12 protein-coding genes and 1 pseudogene are annotated in these 16,706 nt (G+C 70.7%); 5 read left to right on the forward strand and 8 right to left on the reverse strand.

All coding sequences use genetic code 11. The annotated features are described in order from the left end of the window. Positions 1-135 (forward strand): annotated as a pseudogene (locus tag ACIP4Z_RS31255) (IS5/IS1182 family transposase); the annotation flags it as partial. Between the two features lie 105 nt (positions 136-240). On the opposite strand, the gene ACIP4Z_RS31260 reads toward ACIP4Z_RS31255, so the two are convergent. After that, positions 241-1,242: a hydroxyacid dehydrogenase gene (locus ACIP4Z_RS31260; protein ID WP_401313680.1), complete on the reverse strand. Its 1,002-nt coding sequence runs from the start codon at positions 1,240-1,242 to the stop codon at positions 241-243. 449 nt (positions 1,243-1,691) lie between these two features. On the opposite strand from ACIP4Z_RS31260, the gene ACIP4Z_RS31265 reads away from it, so the two are divergent. The 4 genes from ACIP4Z_RS31265 (at position 1,692) to ACIP4Z_RS31280 (ending at position 6,663) form a co-directional block, all read left to right on the forward strand. After that, complete coding sequence (locus ACIP4Z_RS31265) at positions 1,692-2,546, forward strand: sugar ABC transporter permease (protein ID WP_188285565.1); 855 nt, start codon at positions 1,692-1,694, stop codon at positions 2,544-2,546. Positions 2,547-2,647: 101 nt separating this feature from the next. Further along, entirely contained in the window at positions 2,648-3,511 is an 864-nt protein-coding gene (locus ACIP4Z_RS31270) for a carbohydrate ABC transporter permease (RefSeq protein WP_355341801.1), read from the forward strand. Between the two features lie 110 nt (positions 3,512-3,621). After that, on the forward strand, positions 3,622-5,274 hold the full coding sequence (locus ACIP4Z_RS31275; RefSeq protein WP_401313681.1) for an extracellular solute-binding protein: 1,653 nt from the start codon (positions 3,622-3,624) through the stop codon (positions 5,272-5,274). Between the two features lie 270 nt (positions 5,275-5,544). Then, positions 5,545-6,663 carry a substrate-binding domain-containing protein gene (locus tag ACIP4Z_RS31280; protein ID WP_391164012.1) on the forward strand — a complete coding sequence of 373 codons (1,119 nt, stop codon included), beginning with the start codon at positions 5,545-5,547 and terminating at the stop codon, positions 6,661-6,663. A gap of 79 nt (positions 6,664-6,742) precedes the next feature. Here ACIP4Z_RS31280 and ACIP4Z_RS31285 read toward each other — a convergent pair whose 3' ends face one another. The 7 genes from ACIP4Z_RS31285 to ACIP4Z_RS31315 all read right to left on the reverse strand — a co-directional run bounded on the left by ACIP4Z_RS31285 (position 6,743) and on the right by ACIP4Z_RS31315 (position 16,603). Further along, positions 6,743-7,876, reverse strand: coding sequence for an ARPP-2 domain-containing protein (locus tag ACIP4Z_RS31285; RefSeq protein WP_401313683.1), 1,134 nt, complete (start codon positions 7,874-7,876; stop codon positions 6,743-6,745). Next, positions 7,873-9,300 (reverse strand): hypothetical protein, encoded by a 1,428-nt coding sequence (locus ACIP4Z_RS31290; protein WP_401313685.1) that lies wholly within the window; start codon positions 9,298-9,300, stop codon positions 7,873-7,875. The genes ACIP4Z_RS31285 and ACIP4Z_RS31290 overlap by 4 nt, the downstream gene beginning before the upstream one ends. A 394-nt stretch (positions 9,301-9,694) precedes the next feature. Then, on the reverse strand, positions 9,695-11,377 hold the full coding sequence (locus ACIP4Z_RS31295; protein ID WP_401313687.1) for a type VI secretion protein: 1,683 nt from the start codon (positions 11,375-11,377) through the stop codon (positions 9,695-9,697). 13 nt (positions 11,378-11,390) lie between these two features. Continuing rightward, on the reverse strand, positions 11,391-12,818 hold the full coding sequence (locus ACIP4Z_RS31300; protein WP_188285564.1) for an ATP-binding protein: 1,428 nt from the start codon (positions 12,816-12,818) through the stop codon (positions 11,391-11,393). Between the two features lie 32 nt (positions 12,819-12,850). After that, positions 12,851-14,395 (reverse strand): SCO6880 family protein, encoded by a 1,545-nt coding sequence (locus tag ACIP4Z_RS31305; RefSeq protein ID WP_188285554.1) that lies wholly within the window; start codon positions 14,393-14,395, stop codon positions 12,851-12,853. Then, a complete protein-coding gene (locus ACIP4Z_RS31310) occupies positions 14,392-15,753 on the reverse strand; it encodes a hypothetical protein (RefSeq protein WP_391164017.1) in 1,362 nt (453 codons plus the stop codon). Before ACIP4Z_RS31310 ends, ACIP4Z_RS31305 begins: the two co-directional genes overlap by 4 nt. Next, on the reverse strand, positions 15,743-16,603 hold the full coding sequence (locus ACIP4Z_RS31315) for a hypothetical protein (protein ID WP_401313689.1): 861 nt from the start codon (positions 16,601-16,603) through the stop codon (positions 15,743-15,745). Before ACIP4Z_RS31315 ends, ACIP4Z_RS31310 begins: the two co-directional genes overlap by 11 nt. Positions 16,604-16,706 lie beyond the last annotated feature (103 nt).

Genomic DNA, 16,706 nt, shown 5'->3' on the forward strand with positions numbered 1-16,706 from the left:
CAGCGCAACACCGTCGAGCGGTGCATCAACCGCTTGAAGCAGTGGCGCGGCCTCGCCACGAGATACGACAAGACCGCGACCATCTACCTCGCCGGACTCCACCTCGCCGGCATCTTCATCTGGTCCGCCCGATGATCCAAACGAAACGCCCTAGGCCGCGCCGCCGGACGACGACGAATCCGGCACCGTACCGCCGTACCGCCGTACCGCTGCACGCCGCCGTACGCGATGCGCGCCGCCTTACGCGATGCGCGCCAAGTCGTCCGCCAGCACGGCTCCCAGGAGGGCCTCGCCGCGTGTCCAGCGCTCAACCTCGTCGACGGCGTAGGCACCGAGCCGTTGGACCTCCGTGCCCTGGCAGCCCGCGATGTGCGGGGTGAGCAGAACGTTGCGGAGGCTGTGCAGCCGGTGGCCGCGGGGGAGTGGTTCGGGGTCGGTGACGTCGAGGTAGGCGTCGAGGCGGCCCGCGGCGCATTCGCGGGTGAGCGCCGCGGTGTCGACCAGCCGGCCGCGCGCGGTGTTGATGACGGAGGCGCCGTCGCGCATCAGGGCCAGGCGGCGGGCGTCGAGCAGGTGGTGGGTCTCGGGCAGATCGGGTGCGTGCACGGTCACGATGTCGGAGGTCGCGCACAGCTCGTCGAGGTCCACGAGTGCCGCGCCGAGAGCGGTGGCCTGGGCGGCGGAGAGGTACGGGTCGGCGAGCAGGACGCGGAAGTCGGAGGGGGCGGCGAGGAGCCGGGCGATCACGCCGCGGCCGATGCGGGAGGCGCCGATGACGCCGACGACGGCGCCGTCCGCGCCGCGCCGGTCGCGGTAGCCGAGGAGTTGGCCGTCGGTGTACTCGGCGGCGGTGCCGAGCGCGCGGCGGGCGGCGAGGACGACCGTGGCCATGGTGAAGTCCACGACGGGACCGGCGTTGGCGTCGGCCGCCGACGAGACGGCGATGCCGCGCTGCCAGACCTCGGGCCCGACATGGCCTTTGACGGTGCCGGCGGCGTGGATGACGGCGCCGAGCCGGGGTGCGAGGGCCAGGACGGCGGAGTCGACGGCGGGCGCGCCCCAGCCGGTGAGCAGCACGTCGGCGTCGGCGAGCGCCGCCCGCGCGGCGGGCGTCGTGGTGTCGGTGACGAGGGCGGGGTGGACGGCCGCGAGGGCGTCGAGCCGGGTGCGCAGGGGGGCCGGAAGTACCAGGTCGAGGATGTCCGGACGCATCGCCAGCACCAGATTCGGACGCTCCGCCATGTCTGCCCCTCACGTGTCCGCAGGTCTGCGTGTGTCTGTGCACGGTGACGTGCTCGTGTGCGTGGTCCTGCTCGTGTTCATGTTCTTCGTCGTCGTGCGTGTGCGGCGCCGTGCGTGCGGGCCGCTGTCCGCGCACGTCGGTGTAATCGGTTTCTTTCTCTGGCTTCGAGATTAGGGCCGACGCCATCAGAGGTCAACGTCTTGGGCTGCGCGAGGGGTTGACCTGTCGTAGTAACCGGTTTAGGTTCCGTCCCACCTTAAGCGTCGAGGAGGACGCGATGGCGATTGCCGAACAGGACGCCACCAGCCGCGCCGATGCGGTGGGCGCGTCCGAACGACGCGTGAGACGCGCGAAACGCCTGGCCCGTAGGGGCGGGGCGAACCGTGTGAAGCCCGAGCCCGGCTCGCGCCGCAAGCGGCTGCGCAGGGATGCCGCCCTCGTCCTGCTGATGGCGCCCGGCGTGGCGTACTTCCTGCTCTTCCACTACGGCGCGATGGTCGGGAACGTCATCGCGTTCAAGGACTACGTGCCCTTCGACGGGCTCTGGGCCAGCCAGTGGGTGGGCTTCGCGAACTTCCAGCGGATGTTCGGCGACCCGGACTTCTGGGCCGCGGTCGTCAACACCCTGTGGATAGCGCTGCTCCAGCTCGTCTTCTTCTTCCCCGTGCCGATCGCGCTGGCGATGCTGCTGCACAGCCTGACCCGCGACAGCGTGCGGCGGTTCGTGCAGAGCGTGGCGTATCTGCCGCACTTCCTGTCGTGGGTCATCGTGGTGGCCCTCTTCCAGCAGGTGCTCGGCGAGACCGGGCTGCTCAACAGCGTGCTCGGCGACGCCCACCTGCACACCGTGAACATCATCGGCAACCCCGACGCGTTCAAGCCGCTGGTCGTGGCCCAGGTGATCTGGAAGGACTGCGGCTGGGGCACGATCATCTTCCTCGCCGCGCTGTCACAGGTCGACGAGCAGCAGTACGAGGCCGCGGCGATCGACGGTGCGGGTCCGTGGCGGCGGTTCTGGCACGTCACCCTGCCGTCGCTGCGGCCGATCATCGTTCTTCTGCTGATCATGAGGCTCGGCGACATCCTGTCGGTCGGCTTCGAGCAGATGCTGCTCCAACGGCCCGCGGTCGGGCCCGAGGCGGCCGAGATCATCGACACCTTCGTCTACTACAAGGGCATCATCGGCGGCGACTTCGGCTATGCCGCCGCGGCCGGTCTCTTCAAGGGCGTCGTGGGCGCCGTACTCGTCTTCACCGCCAACAAGGTCGCGCACCGGCTGGGCGAGCAGGGGGTCTACCGATGAGCGCCGTTCAGTCCGCCGGTCGCACGCCTCGTACCGGCCCGTTCCGTTCGGTCCGCCCGCGTCGTCCGAGTCGCCCGGTCCGTCCCGTCCGTCCTTCGTGGATGGAGAAGCCGAAGCCCGTCACCCAGGCGGCCAAGGCGCTGGCCCTGGTCGCCGTCGTTCTCCTGGTCACCGTCCCGTTCCTGATCATCGTGTCGACCAGCTTCGCGTCCAACAAGGACGTGGTCGCCAACGGCGGCTGGGTGCTGTGGCCGGAACACCCCACCCTGCGCGCCTACCGGGAGATCTTCGACGGCAGCATCGTCACCCACGCGCTGTGGGTGAGCGCTGGTGTGACGATCATCGGCACGGCCCTCAGCCTCGCCTGCACGATCGGTCTGGCGTACGCGCTCAGCCGTCCGCAGGTCTTCGGCGGCAAGCCGATCCTGCTGCTGATCCTGTTCACCTTCCTCTTCCCGCCCGGCATGATCCCCGGCTTCCTGCTGGTCAAGGGCCTGAACATGCTCGACAGCTACGAGTCGTTGATCGCGCCCGTCCTGATCAATGTGTTCAACCTCGTCGTACTGCGCGGCTTCTTCCAGTCGATCCCCGAGGAGCTGTACGAGGCGGCCCGGCTGGACGGCGCGGGCGAGTGGCTGATCCTGCGCAGGATCGTCCTCCCGCTGTCCAAGGCGGCCCTCGCGGTCGTCGGGCTCTTCTACGCGGTCTCGTACTGGAACGCCTGGTTCTACGCGTCGATCTACCTCAACTCCGACCACTGGCCGCTCCAACAGGTGCTGCGCACGTATGTCATCGGGGGCGCGCAGCTCGCGGACTCCGGGGCCAGCGAGGCGGGGATGGTCTCGTCGCCCCAGACGATCCAGATGGCGGTGCTGGTGGTGGCGACCGTGCCGATCCTCGTCGTCTACCCCTTCCTCCAGAAGTACTTCACCAAGGGCGTGCTGACCGGCGCCATCAAGAGCTGAGCCGTACGCGGGCCGAGCGGCCGAGCGGCCGAGCGGCCGAGCGGCCGAGTGGCCGCGGACCGTGCCGCCGTACCCGTATCACCGCACCCGTACCCCTGAAAGGACTGACCGTGAGCACCTCGTCGTTCTCGCGGCGTACGCTGCTGCGCTCGATCGCCGCAAGTGGCGCCGCTCTGGCCGCCCCATCCGTTCTCGCCGCCTGCTCGTCCTCCTCGTCCGGCGGCCACGATGTGAGCAACGCGGGCAAGAAGCTCGCACCCTGGCCGACGTACAAGCCGGTCAGCGGGCCCGCGCCCGATCTGCCGGGGACGGCGGACGGGGTGCAGCCGGGTTATCTGACGTATCCCAAGAACCTGGTCAGCGCGGTCGCCGACAAGCCGGGCAACGGCGAGACGATCAAGGTGATGACGATCTCGTACGGGACGCCGCCGAAGCCCGCGTCGGAGAACAAGTTCTGGGCGGCGGTCAACAAGGCGCTGGGGGTGAACATCGAGTTCACGGTCGTGCCGGACTCCGACTACGACAACAAGATGGCCACCTTGATGGCGGGCAACGACCTGCCGGACGTCATCAACCTCGGCGGCGGTCACGTACTGCCGCGCGAGGCGCAATTCGTGCAGGCCAAGTGCGCGGACCTGAGCGAGTACCTGGCGGGCGACGCGGTCAAGGACTACCCGAATCTGGCGAACATCCCCACCTACGCGTGGGAGGACATGGGCCGGATCAGCGGGCGGATCCTCGGCATTCCGGTGCAGCGGTCCGCGCCCGGCACCACGCTGTGGATCAACAACGACATCTTCAGCGCGGCCGGCATGAAGGACGGCTGGACGTCGGACGACTTCATGGCCGTCGCCAAGGAGGCGACGCACGGCAAGAAGTACGCGCTGGGCGCGGCGCAGCAGACCGGCTTCGGCTTCGCGGTGCACACGATGGCGTTCGGCGCGCCGCAGGAGTGGAAGCTCGACGGCGGGCACTTCGTCGACGCGTACGGCACGGACGAGTACAAGGCGGGCCTGGAGTTCATGCTGAAGCTGCGGCAGGCGGGGACGTACCTGCCGAACGCGCTCAGCACCTCCACCGTCGACTGCAAGACGCTCTTCTACAACGGCACGGTCGCGTCGATGGGTGACGGCTTCGGGGCACTGACCACGAGCATCCCGAGCATCAAGGACGCCTTCGTCCTGGACGGCGCGGTGCCGTACACGCCGTCGGGCGGCGGCAAGCCCGGCATGGAGCGGGCGCGCGGGATCTTCGGCTACACGGTGCTGAAGAAGGCCGCGCCCGAGCGGATCAAGCTGATCCTGCGGGTGCTCGACTACTTGGCGGCGCCGTTCGGCACCAAGGAGTACGAGCTGACGCACTTCGGCATCGAGGGCACGCACTTCACGCGGGACGCGGATGGCTCGCCGATACCGACGGACCTCGGTCTGGTGGAGAGCACCGTCAATCTTCCGATCAAGTACCTGTCCGACGCGCCGCAGGTGCTCTACCTGCCGGGGCGGCCGGACGACGTCAAGCGCAGCCACGCCTGGCAGGTGAAGATCGCGCCGATGCTCGTACGCAATCCGCGGTTCGGCCTCCAGTCGGAGACTTTCACCCGGTCGGGAGCCACCATCGGGCAGTACCGGCTCGACACGATCGGCGCGATCGTGGCCGGGCGCAAGCCGCTGAGCGCGTGGGACGAAGCGGTGAAGAAGATGCGCGGCGACGGCCTGAACAAGATCGCCGACGAGTACGCGGCGGATTACGCGGCCAACCACTGACGCCCTGTGCCTGCCGCCCGGCCCCGCACTACTACGCTGGGCGGCAGCGCGGGGGGTGCCGGGCGCCGCGTCGAACGATGTGTCGAACGAAGCGTCGGGCGTGGGACCCGGCCCTGCGCTGAGCCTGGCGCCGGGCCGTGGGTCGGTCCTTGCGTCGCGTGTTGGCCGTCGCGGATCCGGAGCCGCGGGCCGCTGAGGAATCGGATGGCGGGGATGGCGGAGACTGCACCAGAGCCGGGGCCGGGTAACGGGCCGGGCGCGGGAAGCCCCATGGGTGCGGGGACCGCGGCGGGTGCGGGCGGCGGGAGCCGGCGTGTCACCATCCGCGATGTCGCCGTCCGGGCGGGTGTCTCGGTCGCCACCGTCTCGCGGGCGCTGGCCGGGAACTACCCGACGTCGGCCGCCGCGCGCGCCAAGGTGCTGCGGGCGGTCAAGGACCTCGACTACGTGATCGACGGCCGGGCGCGGGCGCTGGCCGGGACGGGGCCCAAGACGGTCGCGGTGATCATGATGTCGGTCGACAGCTACTTCTTCGCCGCCGTCGCCCAGGGCGTTGAGCAGGAGGCCGCCGCGCGCGGCCGGCTGTGCATGGTGTGCAGCCACGGCGGTGACGAGGCGCGCGAGCTGGCGCTGGTGCAGATGATGCGTGAGCAACGCGCCGAGATCGTGATCCTGGTCGGCGGCGCGGTCGAGGACGAGGCGTACCGCGTGCGGCTGACCGAGTACGCGCACGGGCTCGCCGCCGCGGGCTCCCGGCTCGTGCTGTGCGGGCGCCCCGCGCCGAGCCCCGACACCCCGGTCATCGCGGTGGAGTACGACAACGAGGCCGGTGCGTACGCCGCCGTCAGCCACCTGCTGTCCGCCGGGCACCGGCGGATCCTCTACCTGGGCACGATGCCGGGGCACAGCACGGCCGAGCCGCGCGTGCGCGGTTACCAGCGTGCGCTGGCCGACCACGGGCTCGGGCCGGAGCACCAGCGGATCGCGGGTATCGGCCTCGGTCGCACCAATGGCTACAACTCCATGCGAGATCTGCTCGTGCGGTGCGACGGCAACCCCGACTTCACCGCGGTCTTCGCCGGTGACGATCTGGTCGCCGCGGGCGCTATGGCCGCCATGCGCGAGCGCGGGCTCCGCACCCCCGAGGACATCTCGGTGGTCGGCTACAACAACGACGATGTTTCCCAAGACCTCAACCCTCCCCTGACCACCGTCAACATCCCTTCCTACGAGCTCGGCCGCGCCGCCGTCCGCCTGGCCCTCGCCGAAGAGGACGCCGGCCTCCCCGGCTCCGCCCGCGGCACCGCCCAGACCCGCCATCTCCTGGGCACCCACATCGTCCTGCGGGAGTCCGTGCGACGGCTCACGGCGGAGGAGTCGGCGCTTTAGGAGCGCGGTCCTTCGCGTTCGCTCCCGCGGTGGGCGGTCCCCGAGTTCTTCTCGGAGGCGGCCCTCCGCAGAGGCGTCCTCATCCCTGGCGGAGCAGTGAACCGAATCCCGCCGCCCGCAGGCGCGAAGCGAATTCCTTCTCGTCCAGCCCGAATTCCTCCGCCGTCCGTCCCAGGTGCCAGTCGTGCGCTGCCAACCGTTCCAACAGGTGTCCGCGCCGAATCTGCGTCTCGGACAGACGAAAGGTCTTCAGATACGCGAGCCGACCGTCCGCCGCGGTGATGACCTCACCTATGTGGTTCTCCTCGCGGGGCCGAAAGGCCGGTATGAATCGCGACAGCGTGAACCCGCCCGCCCGGTACACCTTCCGCGTCGCGTACTCGGTATTCAGCAGCCCCGCCGCCATCGTCCCGTCGTGGAATTCCGCCCACGCCCGCTGTTCCGCGGCCACCGCCGCTCGCAGATCCGCCGTCGTCCGCACCCGCGTCTCGTCGATCCTCGGCACGAAGTCCGGCACGGCCGCGCTCAACAGGGCGTATTGGTAGATGAGTTCCCCGTACAGATCCTGGACGAGCGTGGCGTGCAGCGCCCGGTAGTCCTCCGGGTGCGGTACGACGAAGGCCGCGGCGAGGGCGTCGGCCGTGTAGAGCAGTACCCCGCACTGGCCCGGGTGTATCTCGAACACCTTCAGCGCGTCACCGAGCCCGCGCACGGTCACGCCGACGTACGCCTCCTCCACCCGAGGCGACAGGCCCTGCCGCAGCGCCCGCTGCGACCACTCCTCCCACGCGATGGTCGGGCCGCCGAAGTGCAGCGCCAGATAACCGTCGAGCGCGAGGTGCAGCGGCAGGAACCGCAGTCGGTGCTTGGCCTCTCGGCGTGCCATCCGGCGGTGGATGCGCAGCGGCATCGCGGTCACGGGCTCGGCGTCCCGGTCGCCGCGCAACTGTGTCCCGTACGCCGCCGCGGCGCCCGCATGACCGCTGTCCGCGCCCCAGTCGGCGACGAAGCCGTGCGGGATGTACGACGTGTAGGTGGTGCGCGGCCCAACCGTCACCACACCGATGCCGTCCCCGTACAGCTCGGCGTGCAGCCGCAGGCCCGGCAGCGGTTCGGCGCGGACCAGCGGGACGAGGCGGATGCCGCCCCAGACCTGCGAAGGACCCGTGGTGAGTCCGACCAGGTCGAGGCGGAGGGTGCCGGTGGCAGTCATCGGGCCTCCTCGGGTGCGGTCAGGAACGCGGTGATACGGCTGTCCAGGTGGGCGCGCAGCTCAGGCAGGCCGGTGCGGCCGCTGGCGAACCGCGCCAGGCCGACCAGCGACGGCAGATCCTCGGCGTCGCGGATGCCCGCGGTGGGTACGGTCGGGGCCAGGCGGCGCACGTCGAAGTCGTCCGCGTCGTACACGGGGTTGAGGTGTACGACGGTGACCCGCCCGTCCGGGTCGAGCCGGGTCCGCCATACGCGCAGCACCTCGGCGGCCAGCCCCGGCGGTGCGTTGTCCCAGCCGTCGGAGATGATCAGCAGCCGGTCCGGGCCGGTCTCCAGTGCGTCCAGAATCCGCTCGCCGAGCGGGGTCGCCCCGTGCGGGAACGCCAGCAGCGGATCGCTCCGTCCCGATGTCCACAGGGGTGTGTACGAGTCGGCGAGTGCCTCCAGCAGGTGGTGGGCTGCGAGCGCCACCGCGAGCGGGCGGCGCCGCTTCTGGCCGGAGCCGTAGGAGGAGAAGCTGTCGTCCAGGACTGCCGCGACCCGGCCCCAGCCGCGCTCGCCGCGCGCGGCCCGGCGCGCGGCGGCCCGCAGCGCCGCTGTCAACTCCGCCCGCCGCCCGGCTCGTTCGTCCAGGGACAGTCCGAGGACGTACGAGGCAAGCCGGGTCAGCGGCATCCGCGTCAGGTCGGTCCGGACGGCGGTCGCGCCGTGGCGGCGCGCCGAGTCCTGGAAACGGAGCCGCTCGAGCCGGGTCATCCGGGGCGCGATCCGCTCCAGGAAAGCCGCGCGCGCGATGCCGTGCCGGGCCGCGAAGCCCTCCGCGACGGTGAACGGCAGTTCGTAGACCGCCGCCTGCTCGTAGTGCGCGCGGCGCCAGGTCTCCAGCAGCGGCGTCCCGTAGCGCGTACGGCGGCGCGGGGCGAACAGGAAGTCACCCAACTCGGCTTCTCGTGCGGGCAGGTGGGCGTGCCGCAGCGCCGTCTTCACCCCGGTCCGGTACTTGACGGCGTCGAACGCCGGGTCGGGGCGGGTGGCCAGCCAGTCCCGCATGATCGCGCGGGTGCGGCGGTTGTTGACCTTGGCCCGGCGCAGCGCGGCGAAGAGGGCGTAGACCCGCTGCGGGGGCAGTGCGGTCAGCCGTCGGGCGATCAACCGGCCTTCGGTGCGGCGCTGTTCGGGGGTCGCTTCGGTGGCGCTCTCCAGCAGTCGGCGGATGATCAGGGCGGCGTTGTGGTCGTTGATGTCGAGGGCGAGCGCGGCGGCGTACAGATCGCGGTAGTTGCCCAGCATGTACGCGTGCAGGAAGTCGAGCGAGAGGTGCTGGGTGTCGGCGTCGGAGTGGAATTCGCGTTGGGCGGTGGATGTGGTCGCGGCATTGGCGAACAGGAGGACGTCCTCGGCGGCGATCAGTCCTTCTGGCTGCATGAGGTGACTCCTGTTCTCGCGTAGGTGTGTTGGGGCGTCGAGTGCTGGTGTGTTCGAGGTGTTCGGCGTCGACCGGGGAATGAGGGCGCGAGCTGCGAATCATTGCTTCAGAGGCAGGTTCCGGAAGTCGCGACGGAGTCCCGCGGTCGACTCTCGAACGGTAACAGGGTCGGCGGATTCGCTCGCGGAGTTTTCCACAGGGCGACTTTCGGCGAATGAGTTATCCACAGGCTGGAAATCAGTTGCCCCACGAGGACGGTGTGGAGCGGATACTGATGATCAGTGACAAGCGGACATTGACAACTCAACAGGGAGCAGAGGAAGCAGGGGCGCGAACCGGCCGGGCGGGCGGGCGCGTGGGCGCGGGCGTGCGGCCGGGCGCCCGCGCGCGGAATCAGCGGATGCGGACCGCGTCCGGGATCGACGGCGGGAGCGTGTCGGCCGTCTCATCGCCGAGGGCCAGGCGCATGTCGGCGTGCTGCCACAGCGGCGCGTGCCAGCGCGCGAGCGCCTGTTCGGGGGAGCGCAGGACGGCGAGGGTGGGCAGACCGGAGTGGTGACCGGTGCTCAGCAGGTCCGACAGGCCCGGGAGCGGGGCCAGCGCGGCGACGTCGTCCAGGACGAAGGTCAGTGGTGGGTCGAGCCGACCGGCGGATGACGTTGCGGCCATGCGCCGGCCGTGCTCGACCACGCTGGAGACGAGTGCGGTGAGCAGGGGCATCGCACCCAAGTGGGTCCGCGGATCCTCGATGCGCTCACCCACTACGTAAAGTGTGCCCCTTTCCGCGACGAATGACTCCATGTCGAGGCCACCTGAGCGCGGTGGATTGCAGGCGTCGCGGATGTGCACCGCGTTCAGCGGTTCGAGGGTCTGGCGGATCAACGCCTGCGCCGCGTCCCGGCGTTCGGGGTGGGCGTGCAGCACCGACTCCAGTTCGCCGCTCCAGCCGGAGGCGGCCTCGGTGTCGGTACGCAGGATCCGCACCGCCTCACCGGCCGCTGAACCGCTCGCCGCCCAGCGCTGCACCTGGCGGAATGGCCCGCCGTCCAGGGCCGCCGCGTGCAGCCAGCAGCGCAGCAGTGTCACGGCGGTGTCGTGGACGATGGCCTCGTCGGCGCGTGCGGGCCGCAGTGGCGCCAGCAGTGCGCCCGCGCGTATCCCGGCGGTCTCCGGTCGCTCGCAGCCGCCGTGCGGCGCCCACCGCAGCCGCCCGGGCACATCGAGGAGGTGCGCCGGATCGTAGACGTGGACGGGACCGAGCTTGCTGCGGTTGCCGACGGTCTGCTGATAGGTGTCCGGGTCCGCGGTGGTGACCACTGCGGGTCCCGCGGCGGCCAGGACGGCGGGCTGCACGATGCGCTTGGACTTGTCGCCGCGCGGGCTGGCGAACAGGGCATAGGTGCGGGTGACTTCACCGCCGGGCAGTGGGTCGGCGACGGGGTGCGGGATCGGGGCTGCGGCCATGGTGCCGGTGGCTCCGGCGGCGGTGGGCCCGGTCGCTTCGGTGGCCGTGGCGGGGATCGGCTCGAAGGCCGTGGTCGGCGCGTCCTCGCGCGGGCCCGCCGCGCCCGGCACGGAGCGGAACCAGGCGTCCAGGCCGTCGTCGCCCGCGGCCTTGGACCCGACCGGCTGGCCGCGGCGGCGGCGCGGCGAGGGCAGCGGGGCGCGCTCCACCGGCTCGGGCGACGCCTCAGGGGCCGGGGCGGGCGGGGCCTGGCGGGGTGCCCTGAGGCGGGCGCGGGTACGGGCCACCGCGTTCAGCACGAAGACGGTCAGGACGAACAGCACCATGAACTGGCTGATGAAGATGCCCCAGAACAGCCCGGAGCCGGGCAGTTGGCCGGGAGCCGAGTCGGGCCAGGCCGCGGCGACGTCGTGCGGTTCCGCGATCAGGTGCCGCATGGCTTGGGGGGTGCGGGTGAAGTGCACCTCGGCGGGCCAGCCGCCGTGCGAGAGGACCCCCGCGATGCCGGTGGCGGTCCACACCAGCAGCGTCACGCCCAGCAGGAAGCCGAGGACGCCGACGATCAGGCCGTCCGGCAGGCCCCCAGAGGACTCGCGTTTCCTCCCGGCCATGTCACCCCACCTCTCATGCCACCGCGTCGTCGGCCAACTGCTTGGCCAGCGCCACCTCGGCGGCGGCGTGTGCCTCGGCACGGGCCTCGGCCTCCGCCTCCGACGCCGCTTCGGCCTCGACCTCCGCTTCGTGCTCCAGGGAGGTCTCGGTCATCGCGCGGTCGGTGAAGACCAGGGGCCGTTCCGCCTCGGTGATCAGGTGCTTGACGACCTGCACATTGCCGTTGACGTCCCAGACGGCGATGCCGGGGGTGAGCGTCGGGATGATCTCCACCGCCCAGCGCGGCAGGCCGAGCACCCGCCCGGTGGCGCGCGCCTCGTCGGCCTTCTGGGCGTAGATGGTGCGGGTGGAGGCCATCTTCAAGATGGCGGCGGCTTCCTTCGCCGCGGCCCCGTCGACGACGTCCGAGAGGTGGTGGACGACGGCGACGAAGGACAGGCCCAAGCGGCGGCCGAACTTCAGCAGCCGCTGGAAGAGCTGGGCCACGAAGGGCGAGTTGATGATGTGCCAGGCCTCCTCGACCAGGAAGATGCGTTTCTTCCGGTCGGGCCTGATCCAGGTGTGCTCCAGCCACACACCGACGATCGCCATCAGGATCGGCATCGCGATCGAGTTGCGGTCGATGTGGGAGAGGTCGAAGACGATCAGCGGCGCGTCCAGGTCGATGCCGACGGTCGTGGGCCCGTCGAACATGCCCCGCAGGTCACCGTCGACCAGCCGGTCGAGCACCAGGGCCACGTCCAGGCCCCAGGCGCGGACGTCGTCCAGGTCGACGTTCATGGCCTCCGCCGACTCCTCCAGCGGGTGCCGCAGCCGTTCCACGATGTCGGTGAGGATCGGCTGCCGGTCGGTGATCGTCTCGATCACATAGGCGTGCGCGACCTTCAGCGCGAAGCCGGACCGCTCGTCGAGACCGCGGCCCATCGCGACCTCGATGATCGTCCGGAGCAGCGCGAGCTGACCGGTGAGGGTGATCGCCGGGTCCAGGGGATTGAGCTTGATGCCGCCGTCCAGCGCGGCCATCGGGTCCAGCCGGATGGGAGTTAATCCCAGCGACTTCGCGATGAGGTTCCACTCGCCGACGCCGTCCTCGCCCTGCGCGTCGAGCACCACGACCTGCCGGTCGCGGAAGCGGAGCTGGCGCAGCACGTAGGTCTTCTCCAGCGCCGACTTGCCGTTGCCGGACTCGCCGAGGACCAGCCAGTGCGGGGCTGGCAACTGCTGGCCGTAGAGCTGGAAGGGGTCGTAGATGTAGCCCTTGCCCGAGTACACCTCGCGGCCGATGATGACGCCGGAGTCGCCGAGGCCGGGGGCGGCGGTGGGCAGGTACACCGCCTGGGCCTGGCCGGTGGAGGTGCGCACCGGCAGCCGCGTCGACTCGACCCGGCCGAACAGGAAGCTCGTGAAGGCGTCCGTGAGCGCCGCAAGAGGGTCCAGCATGGGCATGGCGGTGGCCTCCTCGTACGGGCGGACTAGCGGCGGATGCCGGTCGCGAACGGCAACGTATTAACGAATGCCCGGTGGTGCTCACGATCGCACCACTCAAGCTTCAAATACGACTTACCGGCGGAAGCGCGAATGGTGCGCTTGTCGCGCGCCAGCGCTTCCGGGGAGCGCGAGGACACCGTGATGTAGCCGACGAGGTTAACGCCGGCGGCGCCGCTCGCCAGGTCCTCGCCGCGCTGGTCGATCCGCCCGTGGTGGGCGACGTCGCGCGGGTCCACGACCCGGTTCATCTTCGCGGCGCGGCTGGCGTCGGCGTCGTCGTTGGTCTTCTCGGTCAGCATCCGCTCGATGGCCACATCGGTGGGTTCGAGGTCCATGGTGACCGCGACCGTACGGATCACATCGGGGGTGTGCACCAGCAGCGGCGCCAGGAAGTTCACGCCGACCGGCGTCATGGGCCACTCCTTGACCCACGCGGTGGAGTGGTTCCAGGGCGCGCGGGTCGATGACTCACGGGTCTTGGCCTGCAAGTACGTCGGCTCGGTCGCGTCCAGCTCGGCCGGCCAGGCGTTGCGGCGGGTCATCGCCTGGATGTGGTCGATGGGGTGGTCCGGGTCGTACATCGAGTGCACCAGCGACGACAGCCTGGCCTGGCCCAGCGGCTGCCTGACGCGGATGTCGGCCTCGGCGAGACGGGCGCAGATGTCGTTGAGCTCACGGGCCATCACCGCGGCGAGTCCCGCGTCCTTGTCGACCTTCACGCCGCGGCCCGAGGTGGCGCGTGCCATCGCGTTGCCCTCGGCGGCCAGTTCGCGCGTGAAGTGCATGCACGCCACCAGATACGCGCGGTGCTGCTCGGAGGAGGTCGACACCATGGACTGGAGCTGGTCGTAGGAGTCCTTGAGCCAGTTCTCTGCCGCCGGGTCGCCGCGCTGGGCGACGTCCTTGGCGTGGGCGTCAGGGTCGGCGGGCAGGGTGCGGGCGAGCATCTGAAGCCGGGTCACGAAGCCGTCGCCGTTGGCCACATGCTTCAGCAGGGTGCCGAACCGCTCGACCAGGGCTTCCTGGTCCTCGCTGTCGCGCAGCCCGACGCCGGGTCCCTCGATCTCGATGGCGGCCGTCACCGTACGCCGGTCGACGTGCAGCAGCACCGCGATCTCGTCGGGCCCGAACGGCGCCGCCAGCCAACTGATCCGCCCGATCCCCGGCGGCGGCCCGACCTCGACCTCGCGCCCGTCGAGCCCGATCCCGGCCTCCTCGATCCCCGACCGGTAGGTGGGTGAGACCCGCAGCGTACGGCGGAAGGTGCGGTTGATCTCGAACCAGCGGTAGAACGTGCGCCGCCGGTACGGCATGTACACCGCGGCCAGGGCCAGCATCGGCCAGCCGACCAGGCCGACGATGCGCAGCAGCAGCACCGGGACCAGCAGGCCGCACAGCATGCCGAGGCCCGCTCCGGCCACGATTAGCGCGATCTCGCCGGTCTCCCGGTTCTTGCCCACGATCGCGTTGGGCCGGGCCTTGCCGATCAGATACGTACGGCGCGGCTGGGTGAAGGGCTGGGTCGTCACCGGCGATCACCTCCCTGCGAATTGCCGTTGTTCGATCCTGAGCCCGAGCCTCTGCCGAAGTTCGAGCCGAAGTTTCCGCCCCCGAAGCCGTTGCCACCGGTACGTGAGCCACCGCCGGAGCCGCCGCTCCCGCCGGACGGTCCCGGATTGCCGGTACGGCTGCTGTGCGCGGCCACCCCGCCCGCCACCGGGTTCGACGGCTGCGAGCCGCCGCCCTGCGCCTGCTCCTGCGGGCCGCCGCGCGCGCTGTGCGTGTTGATGCCCTGCCGCACCAGCGCCGCGGGCGACGAGATCACCGCGGCGGCCTGGCTCTGGCCGCTGGCCTTGCGGTTGTTCCGCAGATTCACCACGTCGTCGCCGAAGCCGGGCACGAAGCGGTAGATCATCGCGCTCGCGAAGATCGCCAGCAGGATGATCGACAGGCCGGACACCACCGCTGAGAACGCGTCAGGCCCGTCCTTGGACGACGACAGCGCCCCGGCCAGACCCAGCACGATCACGATCACCGGCTTCACCAGGATCACCGCGATCATGATCCCGGCCCAGCGGCGCACGTGGCCCCACATGTTCTTGTCCACCAGACCCGCGTACACCGCGGTGCCCAGCAGCGCCCCCACGTACAGCAGGGCCGCCCTGATCACCAGTTCGAGCCAGAGCACACCGGCGGCCAGGATCGACACCATCGACACCACGATCAGCATGATCGGGCCGCCGCCGATGTCCTTGCCCTTCGTCAGCGCCCCCGAGAACGACCCGAAGAACACATCCGTGTTCGACGATGTCCCCGACGAGATCACCTCCGTGACCGCGTCCGTCGCCGTCACCACCGTGTACAGCACCAGCGGTGTGAACGCCGACGCCAGGACCGTCAGCCACAGAAACCCGACGGCCTCCGTCAGCGCCTCCGTCAACGGCACCCCGCGCACCGCCCGCTTGGCCACCGCCAGCAGCCACAGCACCAGCGTCAGAATCGTCGACGCCGCGAACACCACCGCGTACTGCCGCAGAAACGCGGTGTTCGTGAAGTCGACCTGCGTCGTCTTCGTCACCGCCTGGGACAGCTTGTCGATCGTCCACGCGGCGGCGTCGGCGCAGCCCCGCCCGAGGGACGTGAGCGGGTCGAGCGTGGTGCTGGAGTCGGTCCCGCCCTTGGTGGAGGTGGAGGGCGCGCCGTTCTCGCAGTACGACTTGGCCGGGCCGCGGATGAGCGCGCAGGGGTCTTTGGTCGCCGTACCCGAGCCCGGGGCCGTGGCCCTGGGCGAGGGATCGGCCAGCGCGCGCGTGGCGAGCAGCACCGCGGAGACCTGAACACTGCCCAGAACGGCGGCCAGGGTCAGGACACGACGACTACCGGGCATAGGTGAAGCCTCCGAACCCGTTCACTGCGTTGGTCATGTCCTGGGCCGACGAGGCGGCCTGGTCACGTCCTACCGGAGTGGGGCCGTCCTTCTGCTGGAAGGAGACGATCTTCCAGTCGTTGCCGACCCACTTCAGCTCGAACGTGTTCGTGTACCAGCTCTCGGCGACCGGGTTGGTGGACCCCTCGCCTGCCAGACCGAACAGCGACGAAAACCAGATGCTCACGGTGGCCGTGTCCCCGCTGATCTTCTCCGCCTTGGCGCCGACCGGGTTGACCCGGGAGATGAACGTCATCCCGGTCGGTGCCGTGCCGTCGGGCTTGAGCCCTATCCGCTGGAGGAAGGCCGCGTCGGAGTAAGCCTTGTCGAGATCGCTCTGCACCTTCGCGGCGGCGTCGGCCGCGTACACGGTGTCGACGATCTCGTGGCGGCGGGCGGCGGAGTACATGCCGTCGCCTCCGAGGAAGACGGCGTAGTTCGCCGCCGCCGACTGCGCTCCCTCCCCGCTGTGCGCGAAGCCGGAGGGGATGCCGCCGCTCTTGCCGGTGACCGGCTTCTGGCCGGAGGGGGCGGTCGGGGCGTCCGTGCCGGTCTTGCCACCGCCCCCGCCACCGCTGCTGGAGCCGGCGGTGGCGCCGGAACCGGCCGCCGTGCCGTTGTCGGCGGAGCCGGAGGAGGACGGGTGGGAGCCGCGGTTGGCGAAGGCCAGGGCCGCGACGAGGAGGGCGATGATGCTGACGACGGTGACCAGGGCGCGCCGGGGCTGGGGGCGGCGGGCACCGCCTCCGTGGCCGCCGTGGCCCTCCGGCATCCGGGTCCTGGTCGGGGGTCCGTCCTGGCCGAGGCTCATCGTGCCTTCGCCCCCTGGGGCGCCCGCGCCGCGGGCACGCCGGAGCGGCGTGTGGCACGGACGGCACCGCTGCTTGGTTGAGTGGGCATCAGCACGCAGCCTC

The organism is Streptomyces sp. NPDC088910 (assembly GCF_044749865.1).
Taxonomy (GTDB): Bacteria; Actinomycetota; Actinomycetes; order Streptomycetales; family Streptomycetaceae; genus Actinacidiphila.